Raw genomic sequence first — 22,338 nt, 5'->3', positions numbered from 1 at the left:
GGGGGTGGGTACAACCCGTGGTCGGTCGGGCGGCTCTGGACCGGTGTTTGGGCCACTCTCAACGGGTTTGATATCCCAGACCGTTTGCCGGGGGCGGCGGAGGCCGTCTTGCGCGCCCTGACCTTTGAGGGCAACCGGCGGGGCAAGAACCCGCCGCAGCATTGGTTCACAACCCTGCGGGATGCACCGCGTGACGGGCCCGTGCGGGATGTGATCAAGGACCGCGTGCAGTTTCTGGCAAGCCGTGGCGCAGCGGTGGGCCGCATTACATCGCAGGCACACTGGTGACGGGCAAAAAGAAAACCGACGCCGGGTGGCATCGGTTTCCTTGAAACGGGCGGTTCCTCTGGCTCGGCAGCTTGTGGTTTCGCCCGGCTCTGCCCGAAAGATTTGAGGGATCAGACAGGCATGTTGTCGAACAGGTCTTCGATGGCTTCTTCTTTGAGCGTGGTGTTAAGGCGTCGCATACGGGCGGGAACGGTTTCGCCGCGCGCTTTGAGTGTTGCGATCACACGATCAAATTGAGGTTGTAGCGCCAAACGCTCTTTCTGGCAGGCGTCTTCGATTTGTTTCTCCAGTTGGATGGCGCGCTCTGTGAGGTCAGTCAAGGCAGGCTCCTTTCAGGCTTTTTAGCATATGGTAAAAGGTGCAGCATCGTATGGTGCGGAGTCGATCCGCATCATCATGTTACCCGCTTAGGTAGAAATTTTGCAAGCCATTTTGCTCAAAAAATGGGCAGGGTCGTTTGAGTGGGCACATGGGAGAAGGCTGTGACCCACTCAAAACCCCCAGGGTGTTTGGGATGTTCTCGGAAGTGGTTCTGACATGAGGGTACACAGGGCGCGTCATTGCTGAAATGGCCCGTTTCCGGTCACGTTGCAGCAGTGTCGGTCAAATCTCGGGTGTTCTGGTACAAATGCAGACGCCCGGTGCGGGCGCCTGCTTGTTTGATCACTCGCTCCAGCTGACGCCGGTGAGGTCGGTGGCTTGGGTTGGAGCATTGGCCCAAAGACCCTGCAACTCCGCCTTGGCGACCGAAAGCTGGGCCAGTTGGAAGAGATATCCGTTCACGTAATCATCCGCGATCATCTGCTGGGCATCGCCCATCATTTGCGCCCGCATCTCCGGGTCCGTGGTGCTGTTCAGTTTTGTGATCAGCGCTTGGAAATCCGGGTTGTCGTATTGGAAGTAGTAATCTGGATTGGCATAAATCCCGATATCCATCGGCTCGGTGTGGCTGACGATGGTGAGCCCAAAATCCTTGCCCCGAAAGACCGATTCCAACCACTGTGCCCATTCGACATTGGTGATGGTTGCGGTGATGCCGACCTCGGCCAGTTGAGCCGCGATGATCTCGCCGCCACGACGGGCATAGGAAGGCGGTGGCAGGTAGAGCGTGGTTTCAAACCCATCGGCCAGACCGGCCTCGGCGAGCAGTGCCTTGGATTTCTCAGGGTCGTAGTTCGACTGGCCGGTCAGGTCTTTGTAGGCGGGGTTATGTGGTGCGAAGTGGGTGCCGATGGGCGTCCCGTATCCGAACATGGCGCCGTCGATGATCGCCTGCCGGTCAATCGCGTGGGCCACAGCCTGGCGGACCAGCGGATTGTCGAAAGGCGGCATCTTGTTGTTGGTCGACAGGATGGTTTCACCCTCGGTCGAGCCGACGATCACCTGGAACCGTGGATCCGCTTCGAATTGCGGCAGGTTTTCCGGGGCTGGGAAGGCATAGAAGTAATCCACGTCCTCGGCCATCACCGCGGCAAAGGCCGCTGTGGGGTCAGAGATGAACTTGAAGGTCGCTGCCTCAAGGGCAGCGGGCGTGCCCCAATACTCCGCGTTGCGGGTCAGCTCGATGCGGTCGGATTGCACCCATTCCACGAATTTGAAAGCGCCGGTGCCGATGGGCATTTGTTTGATATTTTCGATGCTCTCGGGGGCGACGATCACCGCGTCCCCCCAGGCGAGGTTGAAGAGCATATTGCCGTTGGGCTCCCACAGGGTGAGCTTGACCGTCAGCGGATCCACGACCTCCACGGAGGCGATGGCGGCATAAAGCGCCTTTTGCGCATTGGCGCTGTCTTCGGCGAGGATCCGGTCGAGGGAGAATTTCACATCTTCTGCGTCCATGGTGCTGCCATCATGAAAGGTCACACCTTCCTGCAGAGAGAAGGTATAGGTCAGCCCGTCGTCGCTGATTTCCCAGCTTTTCGCGAGACCGGGTACGATGGAGCCATCGGCCATGAAGCGGGTCAGCCCTTCGAAAACATTAGAGTAGAGCACCGTGTCGATGGCGCCAGCCGCCGCAGAGGTCGGGTCAAGGTGCGGCGGTTCCAGCTGCACGGCCACGGTGATGTCCGATTTAGCCTGCGCTGTGCCGACGCTTGCGGCGAGGGCCAGCAGGCTTGTGGCCGCCAGTCGGGTGACGAAGTGTTTCATGAAAAGGCTCCCTTGTTTCAGTCGTCTTTGGCCAGTATCAGCGATTGCAGGGCCGCGCCCATGACCTTGGCGCTGTCTATCATATCATCAATGCCGACGTATTCATCCGGTTTATGCGCAAGTTCCAGAATGCCCGGACCATAGGCGATGCAGTTCTTCAATTTGCCGATACGGTCAATGTGTTTCTGATCATAGGTCCCCGGTGACGCCACGTATTGCGGCGGCTGGCCGATCACGTCTTCGATGGCGCGGGCGACCGTCTGCACCACCGGCGCGTCCTGATCCGTCATCGACGGCAACACCGAATTAAGTTCCGTCAGCTCATAGTCGAAATCGGCGCGAGTGGATTTCAGCCCCTCCAGCAGGGCCGTGACCTCAGCGCGGACCTGATCCAGCGGCTCTTCCATCAAGAAGCGTCGGTCAATCACGATCCGGCAGGCATCCGGGACGCAATGGGCGGGCAGGCCGGTGAAATCGTCATCCTGTTCCGGTTGGCCGCCGTGGATGGAATTGATGTTCATTGTGGAGTGGCGCGCACCTTCTGGTACGACCGGCATCTCGGTGCGCCGGGCGGCCATGGCAGGAAAGAGCTTGTCCTCGAATGCTGTCAGAACGGCGCCCATGTGGCGCACTGCACAATCGCCCAGAAAGGGCATAGAGCCATGCGCGATCTCGCCCTTGGTCTCGATCTCCGCCCACCAGCCGCCGCGGTGGCCAAGGCAAATGCGGTCCTTGTTCAGTGGTTCAGGGATGATCACGTGCTGCACGCGTTTGGGATCGAAATAGCCCTGTTCGGCGAGATAGGCGACACCGCCGTACCCGCCCGATTCTTCATCCGCCGTGCCGGAGATTTCAATGGCACCGAGGAAGTCGGGGTGCGTTTCGATGAAGGTTTCGGCGGCGATGATCGAGGCCGCGAGCCCGCCTTTCATGTCACAGGCCCCGCGTCCGTAGATCTTGCCGTCTTTGACCTCACCGCCGAAGGGATCTACCGTCCAGCCGCGCCCAACCTCGACCACATCTGTGTGGCTGTTGAAATGCACGCAATCGCCTGCCATGCGCCCCTCACGCCGTGCAACGATGTTCCAACGCGGATATTTTTCGCTGTCACCGGGTGTGCCCTTGGCGCGGATCTGCTGCGTTTCAAATCCATGGCTGCGCAGGCGCTTGTCGAGGTAATCGCAGATGTCGCGATAGTTTTCACCCGGCGGGTTCAGGGTCGGGATGCGGATCAGATCACGGGTCAGTGCGATCAGGTCGTCGCGTTTGGCGTCTATGGCGATTTGCAGGGGTGTGGTCATGGCGCCAGTTTTGAGGGTGTCGTCCGGAATGGCAAGGCCGTGTGCGTTGGGGCGCGTTGCGCAATGGATATTTTTGGCCAGAAGAAATCAGGTGGCGGCGATTTCCTTCATGGCGGCGAGGAATACGCTGACCTCTTCGACACTATTATAGTGACACATTGAAACGCGCACGGCGCTGTCCAGTCCCAGTGGTGTCAGAATATTGCCGGAGTAGTGATCTGCCTTGCGGACATGGGTGCGGATGCCCTGCGCGTTGAGGTGTGCAACGATGTCGGCGGCGGGCAGGTCTTTCAGGGCGAAACAGACCAGACCCTCGCGTGCGGGGTTATCTACGCCGCCAAGGATCGTGATCCCGGGCAGTTCGGCCAATCCGGGCAGGTTGCCGGTGCCATGCAACATGGTTTCGGTCAGCGCCTGTTCGTGGGCGTGGATGGCGGCACCGGCGGCTTCGACCCGGGTGCGTGGGTTGGCGCCGTCGCTTCGCTGGCGGCCCAGCCAGTCGAGATAGGCCACGACATCGGAGAAGGTTGCATAGGCGCCGGTATCGCGCGTGCCCATTTCCCAATTGTCCGCAGGCCCGTTGATGAGCTGCTCCCGCGGCAGGGCGGTCATCCGATCCGAGACCCAGGCGACGCCATAGCCATGGCGGGAGAAGACCTTGTAGGGCGACACCACATAGCCATCGATGTCATAGCTGCGGATATCGATATGCCCGTGGCTTGCGTGCTGGATGCCATCGACAAAGATATAGGCGTGGGGGGATGTTTTTCGGATGGCTGCCGATATGGCCGCCACATCGTTGGCAATCCCGGTAACAGGGGAGGTGTGCAGGATGGTCGCGACCCGGACCTCTGGCGTCATATGCGCGGCGTAAGCCTCCGCACTGACGGATCCGGTGGGATCATCATGCGGCACCGAGATATATGCTTTGTTTGCTGCTTTCGCCCAATGGGTGGCGGCGGAGCGCGACGCGGGATGCTCCACCGTCGAGCCGATAACAGCACCGCCTGGTGCGGCCCCCATCACGGCGGTGCGGATCAGACGGAACGTCAGCTCCGTGCCGCTTTCACCGACAAAAAACTGACCGCCGTTGGGGTTGAAAAACGTGGCCATGTCCTGCTTGGCGCGACTGATCAGATCGACCAGGGCATGTGCTGCAGGGTTGTCGCGCCCCTGATTGTCTGGAATGGCGGCAAACTTTGCGGAGGTTTCCACCACCGAATTCAATGTCAGCGCGCCGCCTGCGTTTTCGAAAAAGATGCGCGGGCCTTGAAACGGGCAACTGTCGACATGGGCGAAACGGGCGCGCACGTCGGACATCAGGTCGGGCGAAAAGGCGGGCATGAGGAATTCCGATCTGCAAATGGTGTCGGAACCCATTCAGGCGCAACGGGGTTGAGTGTCAAGCAGCTCTGGAAAGGGATGCGCGACTTGGAGGACCAATGAATAAAACGACTGCAATTGACGAAGAGCAACAGGAAGAAGCCTCCGTGCAGGAGGCCACGGGCCTTGCACCCAAACTGATTTACGAAGTCATCCGCCGCGAAGGTGAAGAGGAAATGGCCCGGCCAAACCGGTCGCTGGTCTGGTCCGGCATTGCCGCGGGCGTGATGATCAGCCTGTCGGTCCTGGGCGAGGCGATCTTCCGCACCTATCTGCCGGACACGCCGAGCCGCTTTCTGATCGAGAACCTGGGCTATTCACTGGGGTTTTTGGCAGTGATCATGGGCCGCATGCAGCTTTTCACGGAAAACACGATTACCACGGTCCTGCCCGTGATGGTCGAGCGGAGCTGGGGGATCTTCGCATCGATGCTGCGGCTCTGGACCATTGTGATGTCGGCCAATGTGGTTGGCGCTTTTGCTGTCGCCGCCCTCTTCGTGTTCACCCCGGCCATCGTGCCTGATGTGATGGTATCTGTGGTCGAGCTTTCGCATCACGCCACCGGCATGGGGGCCTATGCGTCCTTCTGGCGCGCGATCCCTGCAGGTGTCATCGTGGCGCTGATTGTGTGGATGCTGCCGCAGGCGGAAAGCGCCAAGTTCTTTTTGATCCTGACATTTACCTGGCTCATCGCCGCGGGCGACTTCACCCATATCGTTGCGGGGTCGGTGGAAATGGCGGTTCTGGTCTGGATGGGAGACATCACGGCGGTGACGGCAGTTGGTGGTTTTTTCCTGCCCGTGCTGGCCGGCAATATCATCGGCGGTACCGCGATCTTTGCGCTGATGGCCTGGGGGCAGGTTCGGGACGAATTGCCCGCAAGTGGATATTAAATCGGAACCCTGCGCCGCGCCGGCGCGTTGAGGTGTCGAGTTCAAGAAAAGGAGAGAAAGATGTTTGAGTATGCTGGACTTGGTGGATTGATCGTTCTCGCCCTGAACATTTGGGCTATCGTGTCGATCGTGGGATCTGGTACAACCAATGGAAGCAAAGTTCTCTGGATTCTGCTGGTTCTGATCCTGCCGATCATCGGATTTGTCATCTGGCTTATCGCAGGACCAAAGTCGGCTCGCGCATCGGTGTAGGATGGCAACACGACCACGTTTAAACGGTAAACTGGCCCGGGCAGCGGTCTTTGCTGCAGGGCGCCGGATTTCGAGTAACAACCTCGGCCTGATTGCAGCCGGGGTTGCTTTTTATTCTATGCTATCGGTTTTTCCCGCGCTGGCCGCCCTGATCGCCATCCTCAGCCTGGTCGCGAACCCCTCAGTTGTCATCGTGCAGCTCGAAGAAATTCGCGGGCTGATGCCGGATGCCGTCTACGATATTCTCAATGCGCAGATCGTCGGGCTGGTCAGCACCAGTTCGGGCACGCTGGGGTGGGCCGGTCTGGTGTCGCTGGGCGTCGCACTCTGGTCGGCGCGCGCCGGGGTGGGGGCCATGATGCATGGTCTGAACCTTGTCTATGACAGGCAGGGGCGCACCAGTTTCAAGCATTATCTGCGCGCGCTGCTCCTCACCGTTTGCCTTCTGGGCGTGGGCGTTGTGTCCTTGCTGACCATCGTGGTGACGCCCATTGTGCTGTCGTTCTTTCCCTTGGGCGCATTTGCCTCCTGGGCGCTAGAGCTGCTGCGCTGGCTGGTGGCGATTGTCGTGGTGTTTGCCGGGATCGGCCTGCTTTACCGTTTTGGGCCCAACCGCAAGGGCATCAAAATCGGCTGGCTGACGCCCGGTGCGATGATGGCTGGCAGCTCATGGGCTGCCATGTCCATCGCCTTTTCCTACTACGTGGCGCATTTCGGCAATTACAACGAAGTCTATGGTTCCATAGGCGCGGTTATCGCGATGCTGATCTGGCTGTGGATCAGCAGTTTTCTCGTGCTCTTAGGGGCCGCATTGAACGCGGAGATCGAGAAACGACGCCCTGCAACGGTGCCGGACGACGTGCCCGAACAGCCTGACGAAACCTCGAGTGTCGAAGCCGCCCAATAGCTGCGGCGGACTGTCACGGCCCGCGTAAATCGGGAACCTTGTCAGAGCCGATTTGTTTTTCCTGTGATACATGAAACAGGAGAAGTATTATGACAAATGCGTTGAACGTTGTTCCCGAAACCACTGAAATCAGCACCGGCGTACGGGATGCAGAAGCAATGGCCAAAGGGTTGGAAAACGCGCTTGCGGACACCTACCGGCTGCTGTTCAAAACGCATGCCACACATTGGAACGTTGAAGGGCCGCTGTTTTATTCGGTACACAATCTGACCGAAGCCCAATATGAAAACCTGTTCGAGGCGGCAGATGATATCGCCGAACGTATCCGCGCCCTGGGGCAGCTGGCCCCGGCAACGCTTTCTTCGATTGTTGCAAACTCGGTTGTGCAAGATGAAGAAACGCCACCCTCTGCGGGAGAGATGTGCGAAGACCTCGCCGCTGACAACGAACGTGTGGCGCATCGGTTGCACGCTCTGATCAAGATCGCAGGTGATCACGGGGACCCGGTGACCGAAGATCTGGCGACTGAACGCGCCGCGTTCCATGAAAAAGCGGCCTGGATGCTCCGTTCCATCGCCAAAAGCTAGAGACCGTTTCCATTTAAAAAGGCCCCGCTATCGCAGCGGGGCTTTTCTTTGGGTTGCTCTGCTTTCGGGCACAGACTGCCGAAACCGTCCTTTCAGACTGGCGTGGCCTTTACGCTTTCAGCGTTTCGGTCGAAGAGAAGAACATCGCCTGGCTGACAGCCGAAATCACCTGATCTTCGGTATAGGGTTTCGAGATCAGGAAGGCAGGCTCATGTTTGTCGCCGGTCAACAGGCGTTCGGGGAAGGCGGTGATGAAGATCACCGGCCGTTCGCCCAGATTGGTCATCAGATCATTGACCGCATCAATACCAGACGAATTATCCGCCAGTTGAATATCCGCAAGGATCAGATCCGGCACGTCCGCCGCGCCCAGTGCCACGGCTTCGTCCCGCGTTCTGGCAACGCCGGTGACCCGGTGCCCCATATCGGAAACGATGCTTTCGATGTCCATGGCGATAATCGCTTCGTCCTCGATGATCATCACCGAACCGGCCACCGCATCGGCCATCTCGCGCCGCGCGATCTGCACCAGCTCTTCGGCTTCGGATTGGTCAATGCCGATGATGGTGGCGATCTCACTAAAACTGAAGCCTTCGACACTGTGCAACAGGAGCGCTTCGCGACTGTTGGCGGTCAAACGTGCCAGATGTTTTTGCGCCCGGGCTTTCAGCCCGCTTTCGCCATCATCGACAGGGGCGCCCGCACTGGACCAGATGCCATAGAGCACCCGGAAAACCCCGGTTTTGACCGACACACCGTCAAGCACCGAACGGTCGGTGAGAATGGCCTCCAACGCGGCGGCGGCAAACTGGTCGCCACTGCTCTGGCTGCCGGTCATGGCGCGGGCGAAACGGCGCAGGTAGGGGAGGGCGTCACCGAGGTCTTCACTGATGTCCGGGGTCACAGAGCCGTCCGACATAAGAAATCTTCCTTTTTTCACTTTTCTTGGAACCAAACGCGTATTCATGTGTTTGGTTCCGACGCAGGTGGGATATTTTTAACCTTCTCGGGGAATTATCGGCAGTATGGCTCAGTCAAGTGCAAACAGGAAACGCGAAAGCGTGATCGACGAAAATTTGAAGCGCGTCTACGAGGAAGCGCTGGATGAAGGTATCCCGGATCGCTTCAAGGATTTGCTGGACGCGCTCAAGCAACAGGACCAGACCAAGGGCACCCGCAAATGAGCGGTGCAGATCCCCGCGACGAGCTGGTTGAACACCTGCCAGCCATGCGTGCCTTCGCCATCAGCCTGACCCGGAACGGGGCAACGGCAGATGATATGGTGCAGGATACATTGGTCAAAGCCTGGACAAATATCGACAAATTTCAGTCCGGTACAAACATGCGTGCCTGGCTTTTTACCATCCTGCGGAACACCTATTATTCATCGCGGCGCAAAGCCAATCGCGAGGTGGCCGATATTGACGGGGCACATACCGAAGCCCTCGCCGAAAAGCCTGCCCATGATGGCCGTCTGCAGATGACGGATTTCCGGGATGCCTTCGCGCAGTTGAGCGATGAGCAGCGTGAGGCGCTTTTGCTGGTCGGCGCCTCCGGTTTCTCCTACGAAGAGGCCGCTGATATGTGCGGTGTGGCGGTCGGGACCATCAAGAGCCGGACAAATCGCGCGCGCCAGAAATTGGCGGAACTGATGCACATTGACGATGATGAAGCGCTTGAAATGACAGATGACGCCACGATGTCGGTGCTGACTGCGGCCAAGGCAGCGTCCTTCTAACGATGACCGGCGGCTTTCTGGACGGCGATGTCTTTCGGGGTCTCGCCTTCCGCATCCTGGTTTTCCTGTCGTTGGCATTGCTGCCGTTTGGCCTGATCGCGGTGGTGCAGACCCGGGAGATCGCGCGCCAGGCTGAGGCTAATGCAGATTTGTCCTTGTTGGGATTGACCGAACAGGCGTCTGGAGCAGAGCGGACAGTCATTCAGGAAGGCTTCGGTGTTGCCGAGGCGTTGAGTTCGATCGTGCGCCTGTTCGCAGATGATCCAGAAGCCTGCGTCTCTTTCCTGCGCGCCTATCAGGAGGCGTCGGAACGGTATTCGCTGATCGGCAATCTGCCCGCCGATGGTGTGATGACCTGTTCATCCGAAGGCGGCATCTACGATTTCAGTGCCTATCCGGATTTCGATGTGGCGCTGGAAAAGCGGGAACGTTCGGTGATCATCAGCCGCACGGGCCCGATCAGCCTGGAGCCGGTGCTGGTGATCCTGCATCCACATTTTGAGGACGATGTCTTCACCGGGTTCACGACGCTCTCCGTGCCGCTGACCGAATTGCATGAAATGCCGGATCCGCCCTCGAACATCAAACCGCATGACGTTGTCACCTTTAATGAAGCGGGCGAGGTGCTGACCTCGGACCGGCCTCGGCTCGTTACCCTGTCCGATCTGCCGCAAAACCGCAGCCTGAAGACGCTGATTGGTGAAAAGACCGCTGTGTTCGAAGATGTGAATACCGAAGGAGACGCCCGCATTTATGCGGTTGTGCCGATTGTGCCGGGCGTCGTTTACGCGATCAGCATCTGGCGGCAGGAAGAAGTGCTCGCGGGGGTGCGCGGGAGTGATACACTCAGCATATTTCTGCCGATCCTGATGTGGCTCGCCAGTCTGGTGGTGGCTTTCTGGGCGATCAACCGTCTTGCCATCCGTCACATTCGAAAGCTTGGTCGGCAGATGCGCATTTTCGCCTATAACAGGTCGATGCCGCGCTCCACTTTGGGGCCAGGGGTGACGCGTGAGTTTGTCGATATTCAAAAGGCCTTCATTGGCATGGCGGATTCGATCATTCGCGATGAGGCCTCCCTGGAGGACTCGCTGCGTGAAAAGAATATTCTGCTGAAAGAGGTGCATCACCGGGTAAAAAATAATCTGCAGCTGATCTCTTCGATCATGAACATGCAGATCCGGCGCGCGCCGACGCAAGAGTCGCAGCTTGTGCTCCGCAGGTTGCAGGAACGCATCCTGAGCCTCGCAACCGTCCACAAGAATCTCTATCAAAGTCAGGGGCTTGAACGTGTGGACGCCGGTGCGCTGGTCGAGGAAATCGTGGGCCAGTTGCTTGTGGTGGGCCTGCCCGCCGGATCCGCGGTCAAGGTGGAACAATCCTATGTGCCGGTGCAACTGGACACCGATGATGCCGCGCCGCTGACTTTGCTTGTGTCAGAGGCGGTGACCAACGCCATGAAATACATCGGCTCGCCCAATGCGCAAAACCCTGCGCGTCTGAACATATCATTGACCCAACCCGATCCGGCCGAGGCCGTTTTCACCATCAGCAACACCTTCAGCGATGAGCCCACCGCCGAAGGCACGGGCCTTGGTATGCAGTTGATCAACGCCTTTGCACGGCAATTGAATGCGCAGGTCGACGCGAAGATAAGCGGTGACATGCATCACCTGACGCTGACCTTTCCGGTGCCGCATCGTGTAAAGGTTGTGCAAGACTACTGACGCTGCGGAACCATCTGCGGTTTTGAGCGTTGGTCCTCCGAACGCAAGAGAAAGGAGCCCGATATGTCGACCGACTTGTTCATCTTTGGGCTTTCCATTCTGACACTGGTGGCAGTGATCGTCCTTCTTGTCACACGAGAGGGTGAGAGCAAATCTGGCGATGATAACGACAAATCTGCCTGATCATTGACCCTACTGTTGGCCGATAGGGTAAATACGAGTATAACGTTTCTGCCTGGACTGCCGCTCACACGGAGCGGATGGAAGCCAATGATACAAAACCCCGTCTGCTGATCGCAGTCGGGGTTTTTCGTTCAGAAGCTCGGGGGGGTGCAGGCGCTGATGATTTCGCATTCCACATCGCTGGTGTTGCGAAACCGGTGGGGCAGGCGACTGTTGAACAGGTATCCATCCCCGGGGCCCAGCGTGCCGACCTCATCATCGACGGTAATCTCGATCGTGCCCCGAATGATCACGCCCGCCTCTTCCGCGTCATGGCTGAGCAGCTCTGGCCCGGTATCCGCACCGGGGGCATAGCGTTCGTGCAATATCTGCAGCGCATGATCCTGGGCATTGCCCAATTGGCGCAGCGATAGGAGCTGCGATGCGCCCTCGGGCACCTCTGGCGGTGCAATCTCGGTGAATTCTGTTGCGGTATAGAAGTATTTGCTTTGCGAGGTTTCCTCTATCGTCGCAAAAAACTCGGCCATGGACACCTGGATCGCGTCCAGCAGACTTTTGAGAGACGCCACCGAGGGGCTGGTTTTGTTCTGTTCGATCAGCGAAATCGTGCCATTGGTCAGCCCCGCACGGGTGGCCAGCTCCCGCTGAGATAATCCACGCTTTTTGCGTATTGCGCGCAGTCTGTGTCCGATATCCAAAGGGTCGTTTCCTGATCTGACGTGTGAGCTATTGGTTTCACTGGCGTTTTTAGACAGCAGGTTGCGGCAAGTCACACTCTTTTTGTGACGGGATTTTGTGGCGGGGCCAGAGGTTGCATAAAGGTGGCGGTTGAATCGCGATTGACAATTAAATTAAACGGCGTATCGAGATATTAAACATCACCTCACCTATTCATCAAAGGAATGAGCATATGGCCTCCACTGTCAAAGCGCCCCCCGCAAAATCCGCGGCCAAAAAGCCCCGCAAGACCCGCACGGCCAAAGCATCGAAGATTGCGGTCGTCTCCACAACACCTGAAGAGCAGACCAACGCCGCCTTGCTTGCCCGTCGCGAGGCCGCCGTGCCCCGCGGTGTCGCTTCTGCCGCGCCGGTGTTTGCGGATGTCGCCGAAAACGCCGAGCTCTGGGATGTGGAGGGCAAACGCTACATCGATTTTGCCGGGGGCATCGCGGTTCTGAACACCGGCCACCGCCATCCAGCTGTGATCGCGGCGGCCAAGGCGCAGGAAGACAAGTTCACGCATACGTCTTTTCAGGTTGTGCCCTACGAATCCTATGTCGCATTGGCGGAAAAGCTGAACACATTGGCGCCGGGGGAACATGCAAAGAAGTCCCTGCTGGTGACAACCGGGGCGGAAGCTGTTGAGAACGCTGTGAAAATCGCGCGTGCCGCAACCGGGCGTCCCGGCGTGATTGCTTTCACCGGCGGGTATCATGGTCGCACCCTGCTGACGCTCGGCATGACCGGCAAGATCAGCCCTTATAAAAAAGACGTTGGGCCTTTCCCCTCGGATATCTTCCGGGCGCCGTTTCCCTCCGTGCGCGATGGCATCACCGTTGAGGACGCGCTGACCGGGCTGCAGAACCTGTTCCTGACCGATGCGCAACCGGACCGGATTGCCGCCATCATTATCGAGCCGGTGTTGGGCGAGGGCGGCTATACGCCCGTTCCCTTCGAGATGATGCGCGCCCTGCGCGATATATGCGACCAGTACGGTATTTTGCTGATCTCCGATGAAATCCAGGCGGGCTTTGGGCGCACGGGCACCTGGTTCGCGGTTGAGCATTCCGGCGTTGTGCCAGACCTGATCACGGTCGCGAAGTCCATGGCGGGTGGCTATCCGATTGCCGGTGTCATCGGGCGTGCGGACGTGATGGACGCGATGGCGCCTGGTGGTCTAGGCGGCACCTATGGTGGTAATCCAGTGGCTTGCGCCGCTGCTCTTGCAGCCATCGAGGCCATTGAAAGTGAAGGGTTGCTGGCCCGTTCCATGGAGCTTGGCGCCCATTTCCGCACGCGTTTTGCGGAGATTGGCGCCCGTGTGGCCCCCTACCGGATGTGGGACATCCGGGGCTTGGGCGCGATGCTGGCCGTTGAATTCGTGACAGATTTCGACACCGCCACACCGGATGCCGGTCTCGTCAAATCCATCTGCGCGCATGCGCTCAAACGCGGGTTGATCCTGCTGGGATGTGGGATGCACGGCAACGCGCTGCGGATCATGGTGCCGTTGACGGCCTCCGACGCGATCATCGACGAAGGTCTGGCGATCTTTGAAGCCGCACTTGCGGAGGCGCTGGCGGCGCAAACCGCCTGAACCGATACATAATCTAGCAAAAAGGGGCATCCATCCGGGTGCCCCTTTTTATTGTGGCGGCGCAAAACTCGCGGCATCCGCCCGCGCCCAGCGTTTGTGATAATCCGCGCCAACCTCGGTCTTCTTGGCCAGCAGGAAGCCTTCGGGGAGGTAGGGGAACGCCTCGCTGCCTTCTGCCATTTCCTTGTCGCCCAAGCGGACCATCAGGTGTTGCGGCATGAAATCCCCAGGGTGGGCGAGACCTGCCGCCCCAGTGATTTCACCCAACGCCTTCAGCGTGTTGTCATGGAACCGCGCAACCCGTTCGCTTTTCGATGTCACGTCCAGCGCCCGTGATCTGATGGGATCCTGCGTTGCCACCCCGACAGGGCAGTGGTTGGTGTGGCACGCCTGCGCCTGAATGCAGCCGATGGCAAACATGAACCCGCGGGCCGAGTTGCACCAATCCGCGCCCAATGCAAGCGCCCGCGCGATATCAAAGGCGGAGACGACTTTGCCCGCAGCGCCGATCTTGACCTGATCGCGAATGCCCGCACCGCGCAGGGTGTTGTGCACAAAGGTCAGACCCTCGACCATCGGCATGCCGATGTGGTTGGAAAACTCCACCGGGGCTGCCCCCGTGCCGCCCTCGGTACCATCCACCACGATGAAATCGGGGATGATCTTTGTCTCCAGCATGGCCTTGACCATGCACATGAATTCGCGCCGGTGACCGATGCAGAGTTTGAACCCGACCGGCTTGCCACCCGACAACTCGCGCAGCTGGCCGATGAATCGCATCATTTCGATGGGGGTCGAAAACGCCGAATGCGCGGCGGGGGACACACAATCCTTGCCCATCGGCACGCCACGCGCCTCAGCAATCTCGGGGCTGATCTTGGAGGCGGGCAACATCCCGCCATGCCCAGGCTTTGCTCCTTGCGACAGCTTCAGTTCAATCATCTTGATCTGGTCCAGGGCAGCCGTTTTCTTGAATTTTTCGGGATCAAAGCTGCCGTCCTCCGCCCGGCACCCGAAGTAGCCCGAAGCCACCTGATAAATCAGGTCGCCGCCGCCGTTCTTGTGGTATCGGCTGACAGATCCTTCGCCGGTGTCATGGGCGAAACCGCCGATTTTGGCCCCGGTGTTCAGCGCCTCAATGGCATTCCCGGACAGTGATCCAAAACTCATGGCGGAAATGTTGTAAAGCGACGCGTCATAGGGTTGTTGGCAAGTGTCGCCACCGATCTTGACCCTGAAATCGGTGTCTTCGATCTCGATCGGGGCCACAGAATGCGTCACCCAGGCATATCCGGCATCATAGACCCGCAACCTTGTGCCAAAGGGCCGCTTGTCTTCCTGGCCCTTGGCCCGTTGATACACAAGGCTTCTGGCGTCTCGCGAAAACGGTTCCTCATCCTGATCGGATTCGATCAGATATTGGCGAATTTCCGGGCGGATGCCTTCAAAGAGAAAGCGCATATGCCCCAAAACCGGATAATTCCTGAGAATGGAGTGATGTTCCTGGCGTACGTCGTGCAGCCCCAGCAGGGAGAGGCCCGCGAAGAATGCAAAGGGGATCAGCATCCAACCGGTCCAGATCAGCGCAGCAATCAGACAGACAAAACTGAGTAGGACAACGCCTGCAAAAGTTGCATAGCGTGTCATGGAGCCAAGGTCGGGCATGAGCGGATCCTATTTGAATGGGCGGTGGTGCGGTGAATGGTCCTGCGGCAATCGCGATAAATTAAACGTTTTGTGATGTTCTTTCATTGTGAAGTTTTGTGCAAGCTTCGCTTTATGTGACGCTCGCGCGCCCAAGTTACAGCATAGTGCTTGAACAACTCAGAAAAGCGACTTACGCTTCTGATACATTGGTTGCGCGATAGATATCAAAGTGAAAAACCCGCACGTTAATCGGGAACGCGCGATCAGGAGAGGATTTGGGAGGCTCTCGAAAGCTGCGCCTGCGCGCGCGGATTTCCGGTGTCGATCTGTCCGCGAATGTCTGGGGAGATGCACTGAGGTGTTTAAAATAATATTCATACCCCAAAACGGTTCTGTCATCTGAGATGACAGGCTGCAGCGCTTCAGGGAAATGCCCCTACGGAATAGCGCCAGAATCCCGGATGTATCTCATTCGGCTGTTTCAACCTTGCTGGGAAGGGCGTAAGGCAATGCGGCGCGAAGCAGTTTTTGGGTCAGATCGGCCCACTTCGTCGCGACGGAGTATTTTACGATGACCCCATTCGCAATCGCCGGCGTGCAAATGTATGTAAACGCCCTGCATTCCAATGTGGAAGGGATGATCCACCGGCTGGACGTGTTGATGGCACGGTTCCCGTGGACACAGATGGTGCTGTTTTCCGAGCTTGCGCCCTACGGTCCGCTCGACAAGTTTGCGCAGGCGCCGCAGAATGAGGCACTGGACACCTTCTGCGAAGCGGCCCGCAAGCACCGCGTCTGGTTGATCCCGGGGTCGATGTTCCTGCGCGATCCCGAAACCGGGCTGGTGTTCAACACTTCCGTCGTGATCAACCCCGAGGGCGAGATCATCAAGCGCTATGCCAAGATGTTCCCGTTCCGGCCCTATGAGACGGGCATCGCGGCGGGCACCGATTTCTGCGTCTTTGATGTGCCGGATGTGGGCCGTTTTGGCCTGTCGATCTGCTATGATATCTGGTTCCCGGAAACGACCCGTCAGTTGACGGCGCAGGGTGTTGAGGTGCTGTTGCACCCGGTTTTGACCGGCACAACGGATCGCGATGCGGAGCTGGCGATTGCCCGTGCGACTGCCGCCCAATTCCAGTGTTATGTTTTTGATGTCAACGGTTTGGGTGCCGGTGGTGTCGGCAAATCCCTTGTCGTGGACCCCTCGGCGCATGTGCTGCACCAATCCGCGGGTCAGGAAGACATGTTTCCGATTGAGGTCGACCTTTCAACGGTGCGTCGCCAGCGCGAAACCGGGATGAAGGGTCTGGGACAGGTGCTGAAAAGCTTCCGCGACCGGTCGGTCGATTTTTCCGTCTATGACAGAAACAGCGGAACGGACTCCTATCTGAAAACGCTGGGCCCTCTGGAAATCCCGCAGCAAGGGACGCGGGCGGGCCTTCATGTGGATGTACCAGCGGAGAAAGTGCAGGAAACACCTGCGTATAAGGGAACGACCTTTGATACGCTTTCCGGTGCTGCAACCGCGCATAAAACGCCGGGTACCGACACGGCTCTCTCGGTGGAGCCAACATCTCAACCCCTGAAAGAAGAAACGCAGGGGAGCGAAAAACAATCTAGCGGGTAGATTGCCGGGTCTGTTCGGGCGGTCACCCCCGCCCTGCATTTGGTGGTTTCCCGCGCAGCGGAGAACGACTGATGCATGCGATGAACGACTATTCTTCTGCCATTCAACTGCGCTCAGACAGATGGAGCGCCTTGCGTGAAGCAACGGCCGCCCTGACGCGTGATCCGAAACCGAAACAGGTTGCGACACTGCGCGCCAAGATCGAGCAACTCTTTGAATCCCTTGCCGTGATCGAGCCTTATTGGGCGTTCCCCGGCATGTCGGCGTTCGATCATATGCGGCGGCAATTCGACCATAATTCCTTTGATGATCTCGCTTTTGCCGTCGGGCGTGTGACCCGCGCGCTGACAACCGGCGCATACCGGCGGCGCCACATCCCGCTGGAGCGCGACAGCATCGATCAGGAAGAACATGACGACGAGGCGATGCTGCCGCCAGAGGCGCGGGCACTGGCGAAACCCTATTTCGAAGTGCTGATCGTCGATAACGTCAACGAGCATCAGGAGCGGTGGCTGCGCAACAACGTCACGCGCATGCGCCGCTCGGAGGATGCCTTTGTCTATGAGGCGCTGGTGGTGCCCAGCCTGGAAGACGCGCTGGTGGCGGTACTTTTCAATCACAATATTCAGGCGATTGTGGTGCGCCCCGGTCTGGTGCTGAAGTCGAAAATGGACCAGCAGATCGTGGCGCGATACCTCAACCGTGCAGGCGGGCAGGAAGAAATCGACAACATGCTCCCTGAGAATTACGGGCCGGAGCTCTGCCGTTTGATCGCCAAGGTGCGTCCCGAGCTGGATGCCTATCTGGTCACGGAACGCTCGGTGGAGGAGATTGCCGGGCTCGATCTGGGGATTTGCCGACGGGTCTTCTATAATCAGGAAGACTTCATGGAGCTGCACCTGAACATCCTGCGCGGTGTTCAGGCACGTAACAAGACACCGTTTTTCACCGCTCTCACCGAGTATTCCAAACAGCCTACCGGCGTGTTTCATGCGATGCCGATCAGCCGGGGGAAATCGATTTCGCGCAGTCACTGGATCCAGGACATGGGCGCGTTCTACGGACCCAATATTTTCCTGGCCGAGACCTCGGCGACATCCGGGGGCCTGGACAGCCTTTTGGAGCCGCATGGCCCGATCAAGGAGGCGCAGGAATTGGCCTCTCGCGCCTTTGGCTCAAAACAGACGTTTTTCGCGACAAATGGCACCTCGACCTGCAATAAGATCGTCGTGCAGGCCCTTGTTCGACCTGGAGATATCGTGCTGGTAGACCGGGATTGCCACAAGTCACATCACTACGGCATGGTGCTGGCCGGCGCGCAGGTCTGCTACCTTGATAGCTACCCGTTGAATGAATATTCGATGTACGGCGCGGTCCCGCTGCGCGAGATCAAGCACCAGCTGCTAAAGCTGAAAGCCGAGGGCAAGCTAGACCGGGTCCGCATGCTGCTGCTGACCAACTGCACCTTTGACGGGCTGGTTTATAACGTCGAGCGGGTGATGGAAGAATGCCTGGCGATCAAGCCGGATCTCGTTTTCCTGTGGGACGAGGCCTGGTTCGCATTTGCGCGATTCAACCCGACCTATCGGCAGCGCACAGCGATGGCAGCGGCGCAGAACCTGCGCCATAAGTTCCGCACCGACACGCATGAGCGTCTCTACGAGGCGCAGCAGTCCATGTTGGAGGGCTGCGATGATGAAAAGCTCTTGGACACAAGGTTGATCGCGCCGCCCAACGCGCGCATACGGGCCTATGCCACGCAATCGACGCATAAGACGCTGACCTCGCTGCGGCAGGGGTCGATGATCCATGTCAGCGATCAGGACTTCAAAGGCGAAGTCGAGCAGGCTTTTCACGAGGCCTATATGACGCATACCTCGACCTCGCCCAATTATCAGATCATCGCATCGCTGGATGTTGGTCGTCGGCAGGTTGAGCTGGAAGGCTATGAATTCGTGCAGCGCCAGATTGAGGCCGCCATGTCGATGCGGCGCGCAATCATGACCCATCCGCTCTTGAAGAAGTATTTCAAGGTTTTGACGGCGGGCGACATGATCCCGGATTTTCACCGTCAATCCGGGGTGACCAGCTATTATGATGCGGAGCAGGGCTGGACCGATATGTGGGATTGCTGGGAGCAGGACGATTTCGTGCTCGATGCGACCCGTGTGACGCTCTGCGTTGGCGGTACCGGTTGGGATGGCGATACCTTCAAGACCGATATCCTCATGGATAAATACGGCATCCAGATCAACAAGACGTCGCGCAATACCGTGCTCTTCATGACCAACATCGGGACAACCCGGTCGTCTGTGGCCTATCTGATCGAAGTGCTGGTGGAGATTGCCAAATCGCTGGATGAACGGCTTGACGATGCCAGCCGGATGGAGCGTTTGTCGTTTGATCGGCGCATTCAGAACCTGATGGAAGACCTGCCGCCTTTGCCCGATTTCAGCCGGTTCCACGATGCGTTCCGGCAATGCGACGTGACGGGCGAAGGGGATATCCGGTCCGCCTTCTTTCTCGCCTATGACGAAGAGAAATGCGACTACCTCGACATCAACGGATCGCTTGGCGCGGCGCTGGAGGCAGGCGAGGAGGTCGTCTCCGCCAGTTTCATCATACCCTATCCGCCGGGTTTTCCGATCCTGGTGCCCGGTCAGGTGGTCAGCAAAGAAATTCTCGCTTTCATGCTGGCGCTCGATGTCAGCGAAATCCACGGCTACCGGCCCGATCTGGGCCTGCGGGTTTTCACCCAGGAAGCGCTGCAAGCGCTTGTCGATTCAAAAACCGATACAAAACTGGCCCCTGCGGCCGAATAAAACCAACAGAGAGGACATAAGACATGGCTGCTACGGTTCTGAAGAACATCTCGGAGATCCGCCGCTATTTCCACCGCAACGAGGACCCGGTCTATTTCATCTCGGCCACGAATTTCAATCTGTTGGGGCTGGACGAATGGGTGAAGAATTTCAAATACATCTGCTACATTGATTGCTACGGCGGCAAGCACCCGAATGTGTTCTGCCCCTCCGAGCAGCCGCATGCGGAATTCCAGTCCATCGAGGACATCAACAACTACCTGCTGCAGCACAAGGAGGTGATTGATTTCATCAAGCGGCGCGGCGGCAAGCCGAAATTCGTCTTCCTGATGTTCGATGCGGAGACGGAGCGGCTGTCGAAGGAGTTGGGGGCGGATGTCTGGTTCCCCAAGGCCAAGCTGCGCACCAAGATGGACAACAAGATCGAAACAGTACGGATTGGCAACAAGGCGGGTGTGCCGTCGGTGCCGAATGTTCTGGCGGAAGTGAAAGACTATGAAGACCTGAAGAAGACCTGCGAAAAGGCCAAGATCGGGCATGATCTGGTGCTGCAATCGGCCTTTGGCGATAGTGGCCACACGACGTTCTTCATCAAGTCCGAGGCCGACTTCCGGCGGCATGAGCATGAAATCGTCGGCGAAGGCGAAATCAAGATCATGAAGCGGATCGATTGCCGCGGATCAGCCATTGAGGCCTGCGCCACCAAGGAAGGCACCATCGTTGGCCCGCTGATGACGGAATTGGTGGGCTTCAAGGAGCTGACACCCTATCGCGGCGGCTGGTGTGGCAACGAGATCCTGTCGACCGCCTTCCCGCCGAAAGTGCGTCAGAAGGCGCGTGATCTGACCTTCAAATTCGGCGAGCAACTGCGCAAGGAAGGGTACCGTGGCTATTTCGAGCTCGATTTCCTGATCGACAAGAAGACCGGCGATCTGTGGCTGGGTGAACTCAACCCGCGGATCACGGGCGCGTCCTCCATGACCAATCACGCGGCCTTTGCCCATGCGGATGCGCCGCTTTTCCTGTTCCACCTGCTGGAATTCTCGAAAAAGAAATTCAACCTGGATGTAGATGAGCTGAATGCCCGCTGGGCCGACAGTGCCAACATCGATTCATGGTCACAGATGGTGATCAAACATACCGATGATAGTGTGGACATCTGCACTGGCAGCCCGGAGACCGGCATTTACAAGATGCTGGAGGATGGTCGCGTGGTCTATGACCGTTTCGATTATCACCGTCGGGCGGTGGAAAGCGAGAACGAAGCGTTTTTCCTGCGCATCCTGCAACCGGGTGATTATCGCTATGAAGGAGCAGACATCGGCATTCTTGTCACGCGGGGACGGTCGATGACCAAGAATTTCCGGTTGAATGAACGGGCTAAAAAGTGGATCCACGGGATCAAGCAAACTGTGACGGCAAAACCGCTGCCCACCGCGACGGCTTTGGCTGATCCGGCGTTCAAAATCCTCTGACCGGAAAGGACCGCGCACCCCATGTTATGGCGCGCCGTAAGTGAAGAAACGCCCGGGCCGAAATGGTCCGGGCTTTTCGCCGAATACTGGCCGGATTATAAACGCTGGTGGTTGAAGGAGGGCGAGACCGCGCGCCCGACCTATGCGGAATCTCACCGTGCGCTCAAGCAGCACATGCGGGAAATCGTACCGCTCTACGAAGAGCTCTGCGAATTGGCGGGCGGCAGCGATCTGGCTGCTCGGTTCCTGTCATTTTATTGCCCGCCGCCGTATCTGGCGGGGTGTAGCCAGGCGATCTGGACCGGCAAACAGCCGGTAATGGTGCGCAATTATGACTACAATCCCAATGCCTTCGACAGTCTTGTGCTGCACAGCAATTGGCAGGGGCGTCAGGTCATGGGCACCTCTGACGGGCTGTGGGGGCTGGTCGATGGGGTGAATGACGCAGGCCTTAGCATTTCACTGACGTTTGGCGGCAGGCGGGTGGTGGGCGACGGGTTCGGCGTGCCCCTGATCCTGCGATATGTGCTGCAGACCTGCGATACGGCCGAAGAAGCTGGCGATGTGCTGGCGCGGGTGCCGACGCATATGAGCTACAACGTGACCGTGCTGGACAAAAAACGTCGCTATCTGACGGCTATGATGGCGCCCGACCGGCCCGCCTTGATCACCCACGCGGCGGTGGCCACCAACCATCAGGAAAACGTGGAATGGGTCAGCCATGCGCGGTTCACGGCAACGGTGGAACGCGAAAGGTTTTTATTACAAAGACTTGCACTGCACCGTGACCCCGAAGAGAAGTTCATCAGTGCCTTTCTAAAACCGCCGCTTTACTCGACCGCGTTCAACGCGGGCTTCGGGACACTCTATACGGCTGTCTACCGCCCGCGACGGTTGGAGATGGAGTTGCGTTGGCCAGGCACGGTCTGGCCGCTGTCGATGAAAGCCTTTGAAGAAGGCGGGCGGCAGATTCTGATCCCGGGCGCTGCCTGAATTCTAAGCATCGTTAAATTTTTCCCAATAGTATCAATAACATTCCC

The 22,338-nt window shown here is 58.3% G+C and carries 19 protein-coding genes and 1 pseudogene; 13 read left to right on the top strand and 7 right to left on the bottom strand.

Translation table 11 applies throughout. The annotated features are described in order from the left end of the window. Positions 1-288: pseudogene (locus tag Q1A20_RS21440) on the top strand (acetoin utilization protein AcuC); the annotation flags it as partial. Positions 289-398: 110 nt separating this feature from the next. Here the strand turns inward: Q1A20_RS21440 and Q1A20_RS21435 are convergent. The 4 genes from Q1A20_RS21435 to Q1A20_RS21420 all read right to left on the bottom strand — a co-directional run bounded on the left by Q1A20_RS21435 (position 399) and on the right by Q1A20_RS21420 (position 5,081). Beyond that, entirely contained in the window at positions 399-608 is a 210-nt protein-coding gene (locus Q1A20_RS21435) for a hypothetical protein (RefSeq protein ID WP_298975452.1), read from the bottom strand. 343 nt (positions 609-951) lie between these two features. Continuing rightward, positions 952-2,436 carry an ABC transporter substrate-binding protein gene (locus tag Q1A20_RS21430; protein WP_299410183.1) on the bottom strand — a complete coding sequence of 495 codons (1,485 nt, stop codon included), beginning with the start codon at positions 2,434-2,436 and terminating at the stop codon, positions 952-954. A 17-nt stretch (positions 2,437-2,453) separates the two neighbouring features. Further along, the gene (locus tag Q1A20_RS21425; protein ID WP_299918612.1) at positions 2,454-3,737 is read right to left on the bottom strand and encodes an acetylornithine deacetylase/succinyl-diaminopimelate desuccinylase family protein; all 1,284 of its coding nucleotides are present in this window, start codon (positions 3,735-3,737) and stop codon (positions 2,454-2,456) included. Between the two features lie 87 nt (positions 3,738-3,824). Next, positions 3,825-5,081, bottom strand: a complete 1,257-nt coding sequence (locus Q1A20_RS21420; RefSeq protein WP_299918609.1) for an aminotransferase class V-fold PLP-dependent enzyme — start codon at positions 5,079-5,081, stop codon at positions 3,825-3,827. A 98-nt stretch (positions 5,082-5,179) separates the two neighbouring features. Here Q1A20_RS21420 and Q1A20_RS21415 point away from each other — a divergent pair, with 98 nt between their 5' ends. The 4 genes from Q1A20_RS21415 to Q1A20_RS21400 all read left to right on the top strand — a co-directional run bounded on the left by Q1A20_RS21415 (position 5,180) and on the right by Q1A20_RS21400 (position 7,759). Then, on the top strand, positions 5,180-6,013 hold the full coding sequence (locus Q1A20_RS21415) for a formate/nitrite transporter family protein (protein ID WP_299918606.1): 834 nt from the start codon (positions 5,180-5,182) through the stop codon (positions 6,011-6,013). A 60-nt stretch (positions 6,014-6,073) separates the two neighbouring features. Continuing rightward, positions 6,074-6,265 carry a PLDc N-terminal domain-containing protein gene (locus Q1A20_RS21410; protein WP_299740116.1) on the top strand — a complete coding sequence of 64 codons (192 nt, stop codon included), beginning with the start codon at positions 6,074-6,076 and terminating at the stop codon, positions 6,263-6,265. A gap of 1 nt (position 6,266) precedes the next feature. Continuing rightward, positions 6,267-7,172, top strand: a complete 906-nt coding sequence (locus Q1A20_RS21405; RefSeq protein ID WP_299918604.1) for a YihY/virulence factor BrkB family protein — start codon at positions 6,267-6,269, stop codon at positions 7,170-7,172. Positions 7,173-7,261: 89 nt separating this feature from the next. Continuing rightward, a complete protein-coding gene (locus tag Q1A20_RS21400; protein WP_299410174.1) occupies positions 7,262-7,759 on the top strand; it encodes a DNA starvation/stationary phase protection protein in 498 nt (165 codons plus the stop codon). Positions 7,760-7,868: 109 nt separating this feature from the next. Here the strand turns inward: Q1A20_RS21400 and Q1A20_RS21395 are convergent, their stop codons facing one another. After that, positions 7,869-8,678 carry a response regulator gene (locus Q1A20_RS21395; RefSeq protein WP_299410173.1) on the bottom strand — a complete coding sequence of 270 codons (810 nt, stop codon included), beginning with the start codon at positions 8,676-8,678 and terminating at the stop codon, positions 7,869-7,871. Positions 8,679-8,820: 142 nt separating this feature from the next. Here Q1A20_RS21395 and Q1A20_RS21390 point away from each other — a divergent pair, with 142 nt between their 5' ends. The 3 genes from Q1A20_RS21390 to Q1A20_RS21380 are packed head-to-tail and all read left to right on the top strand — an operon-like array spanning position 8,821 to position 11,224. Then, the gene (locus Q1A20_RS21390; RefSeq protein ID WP_366142091.1) at positions 8,821-8,943 is read left to right on the top strand and encodes a NepR family anti-sigma factor; all 123 of its coding nucleotides are present in this window, start codon (positions 8,821-8,823) and stop codon (positions 8,941-8,943) included. Then, on the top strand, positions 8,940-9,497 hold the full coding sequence (locus Q1A20_RS21385; RefSeq protein WP_298975435.1) for an RNA polymerase sigma factor: 558 nt from the start codon (positions 8,940-8,942) through the stop codon (positions 9,495-9,497). Before Q1A20_RS21390 ends, Q1A20_RS21385 begins: the two co-directional genes overlap by 4 nt. A 2-nt stretch (positions 9,498-9,499) precedes the next feature. Beyond that, positions 9,500-11,224, top strand: coding sequence for a histidine kinase dimerization/phosphoacceptor domain -containing protein (locus Q1A20_RS21380; protein WP_299410171.1), 1,725 nt, complete (start codon positions 9,500-9,502; stop codon positions 11,222-11,224). Between the two features lie 314 nt (positions 11,225-11,538). Here the strand turns inward: Q1A20_RS21380 and Q1A20_RS21375 are convergent, their stop codons facing one another. Next, complete coding sequence (locus Q1A20_RS21375; protein ID WP_299410169.1) at positions 11,539-12,105, bottom strand: cupin domain-containing protein; 567 nt, start codon at positions 12,103-12,105, stop codon at positions 11,539-11,541. A gap of 212 nt (positions 12,106-12,317) precedes the next feature. Between Q1A20_RS21375 and gabT the strand changes: the two genes are divergently transcribed. Next, on the top strand, positions 12,318-13,724 hold the full coding sequence (gene gabT / locus Q1A20_RS21370) for a 4-aminobutyrate--2-oxoglutarate transaminase (RefSeq protein WP_299918600.1): 1,407 nt from the start codon (positions 12,318-12,320) through the stop codon (positions 13,722-13,724). Between the two features lie 48 nt (positions 13,725-13,772). Here gabT and Q1A20_RS21365 read toward each other — a convergent pair whose 3' ends face one another. Then, positions 13,773-15,389, bottom strand: coding sequence for an FMN-binding glutamate synthase family protein (locus Q1A20_RS21365; protein ID WP_299410166.1), 1,617 nt, complete (start codon positions 15,387-15,389; stop codon positions 13,773-13,775). A 553-nt stretch (positions 15,390-15,942) separates the two neighbouring features. Between Q1A20_RS21365 and Q1A20_RS21360 the strand changes: the two genes are divergently transcribed. From Q1A20_RS21360 to Q1A20_RS21345, 4 genes are all read left to right on the top strand, one after another. Next, complete coding sequence (locus Q1A20_RS21360; RefSeq protein ID WP_299410165.1) at positions 15,943-17,001, top strand: carbon-nitrogen hydrolase family protein; 1,059 nt, start codon at positions 15,943-15,945, stop codon at positions 16,999-17,001. 71 nt (positions 17,002-17,072) lie between these two features. Beyond that, positions 17,073-19,823 carry an aminotransferase class I/II-fold pyridoxal phosphate-dependent enzyme gene (locus tag Q1A20_RS21355; RefSeq protein ID WP_299410163.1) on the top strand — a complete coding sequence of 917 codons (2,751 nt, stop codon included), beginning with the start codon at positions 17,073-17,075 and terminating at the stop codon, positions 19,821-19,823. A gap of 23 nt (positions 19,824-19,846) precedes the next feature. Beyond that, complete coding sequence (locus tag Q1A20_RS21350) at positions 19,847-21,298, top strand: biotin carboxylase (RefSeq protein ID WP_299410162.1); 1,452 nt, start codon at positions 19,847-19,849, stop codon at positions 21,296-21,298. A gap of 21 nt (positions 21,299-21,319) precedes the next feature. Continuing rightward, positions 21,320-22,291: a C45 family peptidase gene (locus Q1A20_RS21345; protein WP_299918597.1), complete on the top strand. Its 972-nt coding sequence runs from the start codon at positions 21,320-21,322 to the stop codon at positions 22,289-22,291. The last annotated feature ends 47 nt before the right edge of the window (positions 22,292-22,338 follow it).

Origin of the sequence: uncultured Roseobacter sp. (genome assembly GCF_947501835.1) — a bacterium.
Classification (GTDB): Bacteria; Pseudomonadota; Alphaproteobacteria; order Rhodobacterales; family Rhodobacteraceae; genus Roseobacter.
Note: the sequence above shows the minus strand (reverse complement) of the source record. Positions and strands in the feature narration are given on the sequence as shown.

Excerpts from the sequence above, each read along its gene's own strand:
- Q1A20_RS21430 (WP_299410183.1), bottom strand. The coding sequence starts at position 2,436 with ATGAAACACTTCGTCACCCGACTGGCGGCCACAAGCCTGCTGGCCCTC.
- Q1A20_RS21425 (WP_299918612.1), bottom strand. The coding sequence starts at position 3,737 with ATGACCACACCCCTGCAAATCGCCATAGACGCCAAACGCGACGACCTG.
- Q1A20_RS21420 (WP_299918609.1), bottom strand. The coding sequence starts at position 5,081 with ATGCCCGCCTTTTCGCCCGACCTGATGTCCGACGTGCGCGCCCGTTTC.
- Q1A20_RS21415 (WP_299918606.1), top strand. The coding sequence starts at position 5,180 with ATGAATAAAACGACTGCAATTGACGAAGAGCAACAGGAAGAAGCCTCC.
- Q1A20_RS21410 (WP_299740116.1), top strand. The coding sequence starts at position 6,074 with ATGTTTGAGTATGCTGGACTTGGTGGATTGATCGTTCTCGCCCTGAAC.
- Q1A20_RS21405 (WP_299918604.1), top strand. The coding sequence starts at position 6,267 with ATGGCAACACGACCACGTTTAAACGGTAAACTGGCCCGGGCAGCGGTC.
- Q1A20_RS21400 (WP_299410174.1), top strand. The coding sequence starts at position 7,262 with ATGACAAATGCGTTGAACGTTGTTCCCGAAACCACTGAAATCAGCACC.
- Q1A20_RS21395 (WP_299410173.1), bottom strand. The coding sequence starts at position 8,678 with ATGTCGGACGGCTCTGTGACCCCGGACATCAGTGAAGACCTCGGTGAC.
- Q1A20_RS21385 (WP_298975435.1), top strand. The coding sequence starts at position 8,940 with ATGAGCGGTGCAGATCCCCGCGACGAGCTGGTTGAACACCTGCCAGCC.
- Q1A20_RS21380 (WP_299410171.1), top strand. The coding sequence starts at position 9,500 with ATGACCGGCGGCTTTCTGGACGGCGATGTCTTTCGGGGTCTCGCCTTC.
- gabT (WP_299918600.1), top strand. The coding sequence starts at position 12,318 with ATGGCCTCCACTGTCAAAGCGCCCCCCGCAAAATCCGCGGCCAAAAAG.
- Q1A20_RS21365 (WP_299410166.1), bottom strand. The coding sequence starts at position 15,389 with ATGCCCGACCTTGGCTCCATGACACGCTATGCAACTTTTGCAGGCGTT.
- Q1A20_RS21360 (WP_299410165.1), top strand. The coding sequence starts at position 15,943 with ATGACCCCATTCGCAATCGCCGGCGTGCAAATGTATGTAAACGCCCTG.
- Q1A20_RS21355 (WP_299410163.1), top strand. The coding sequence starts at position 17,073 with ATGCATGCGATGAACGACTATTCTTCTGCCATTCAACTGCGCTCAGAC.
- Q1A20_RS21350 (WP_299410162.1), top strand. The coding sequence starts at position 19,847 with ATGGCTGCTACGGTTCTGAAGAACATCTCGGAGATCCGCCGCTATTTC.
- Q1A20_RS21345 (WP_299918597.1), top strand. The coding sequence starts at position 21,320 with ATGTTATGGCGCGCCGTAAGTGAAGAAACGCCCGGGCCGAAATGGTCC.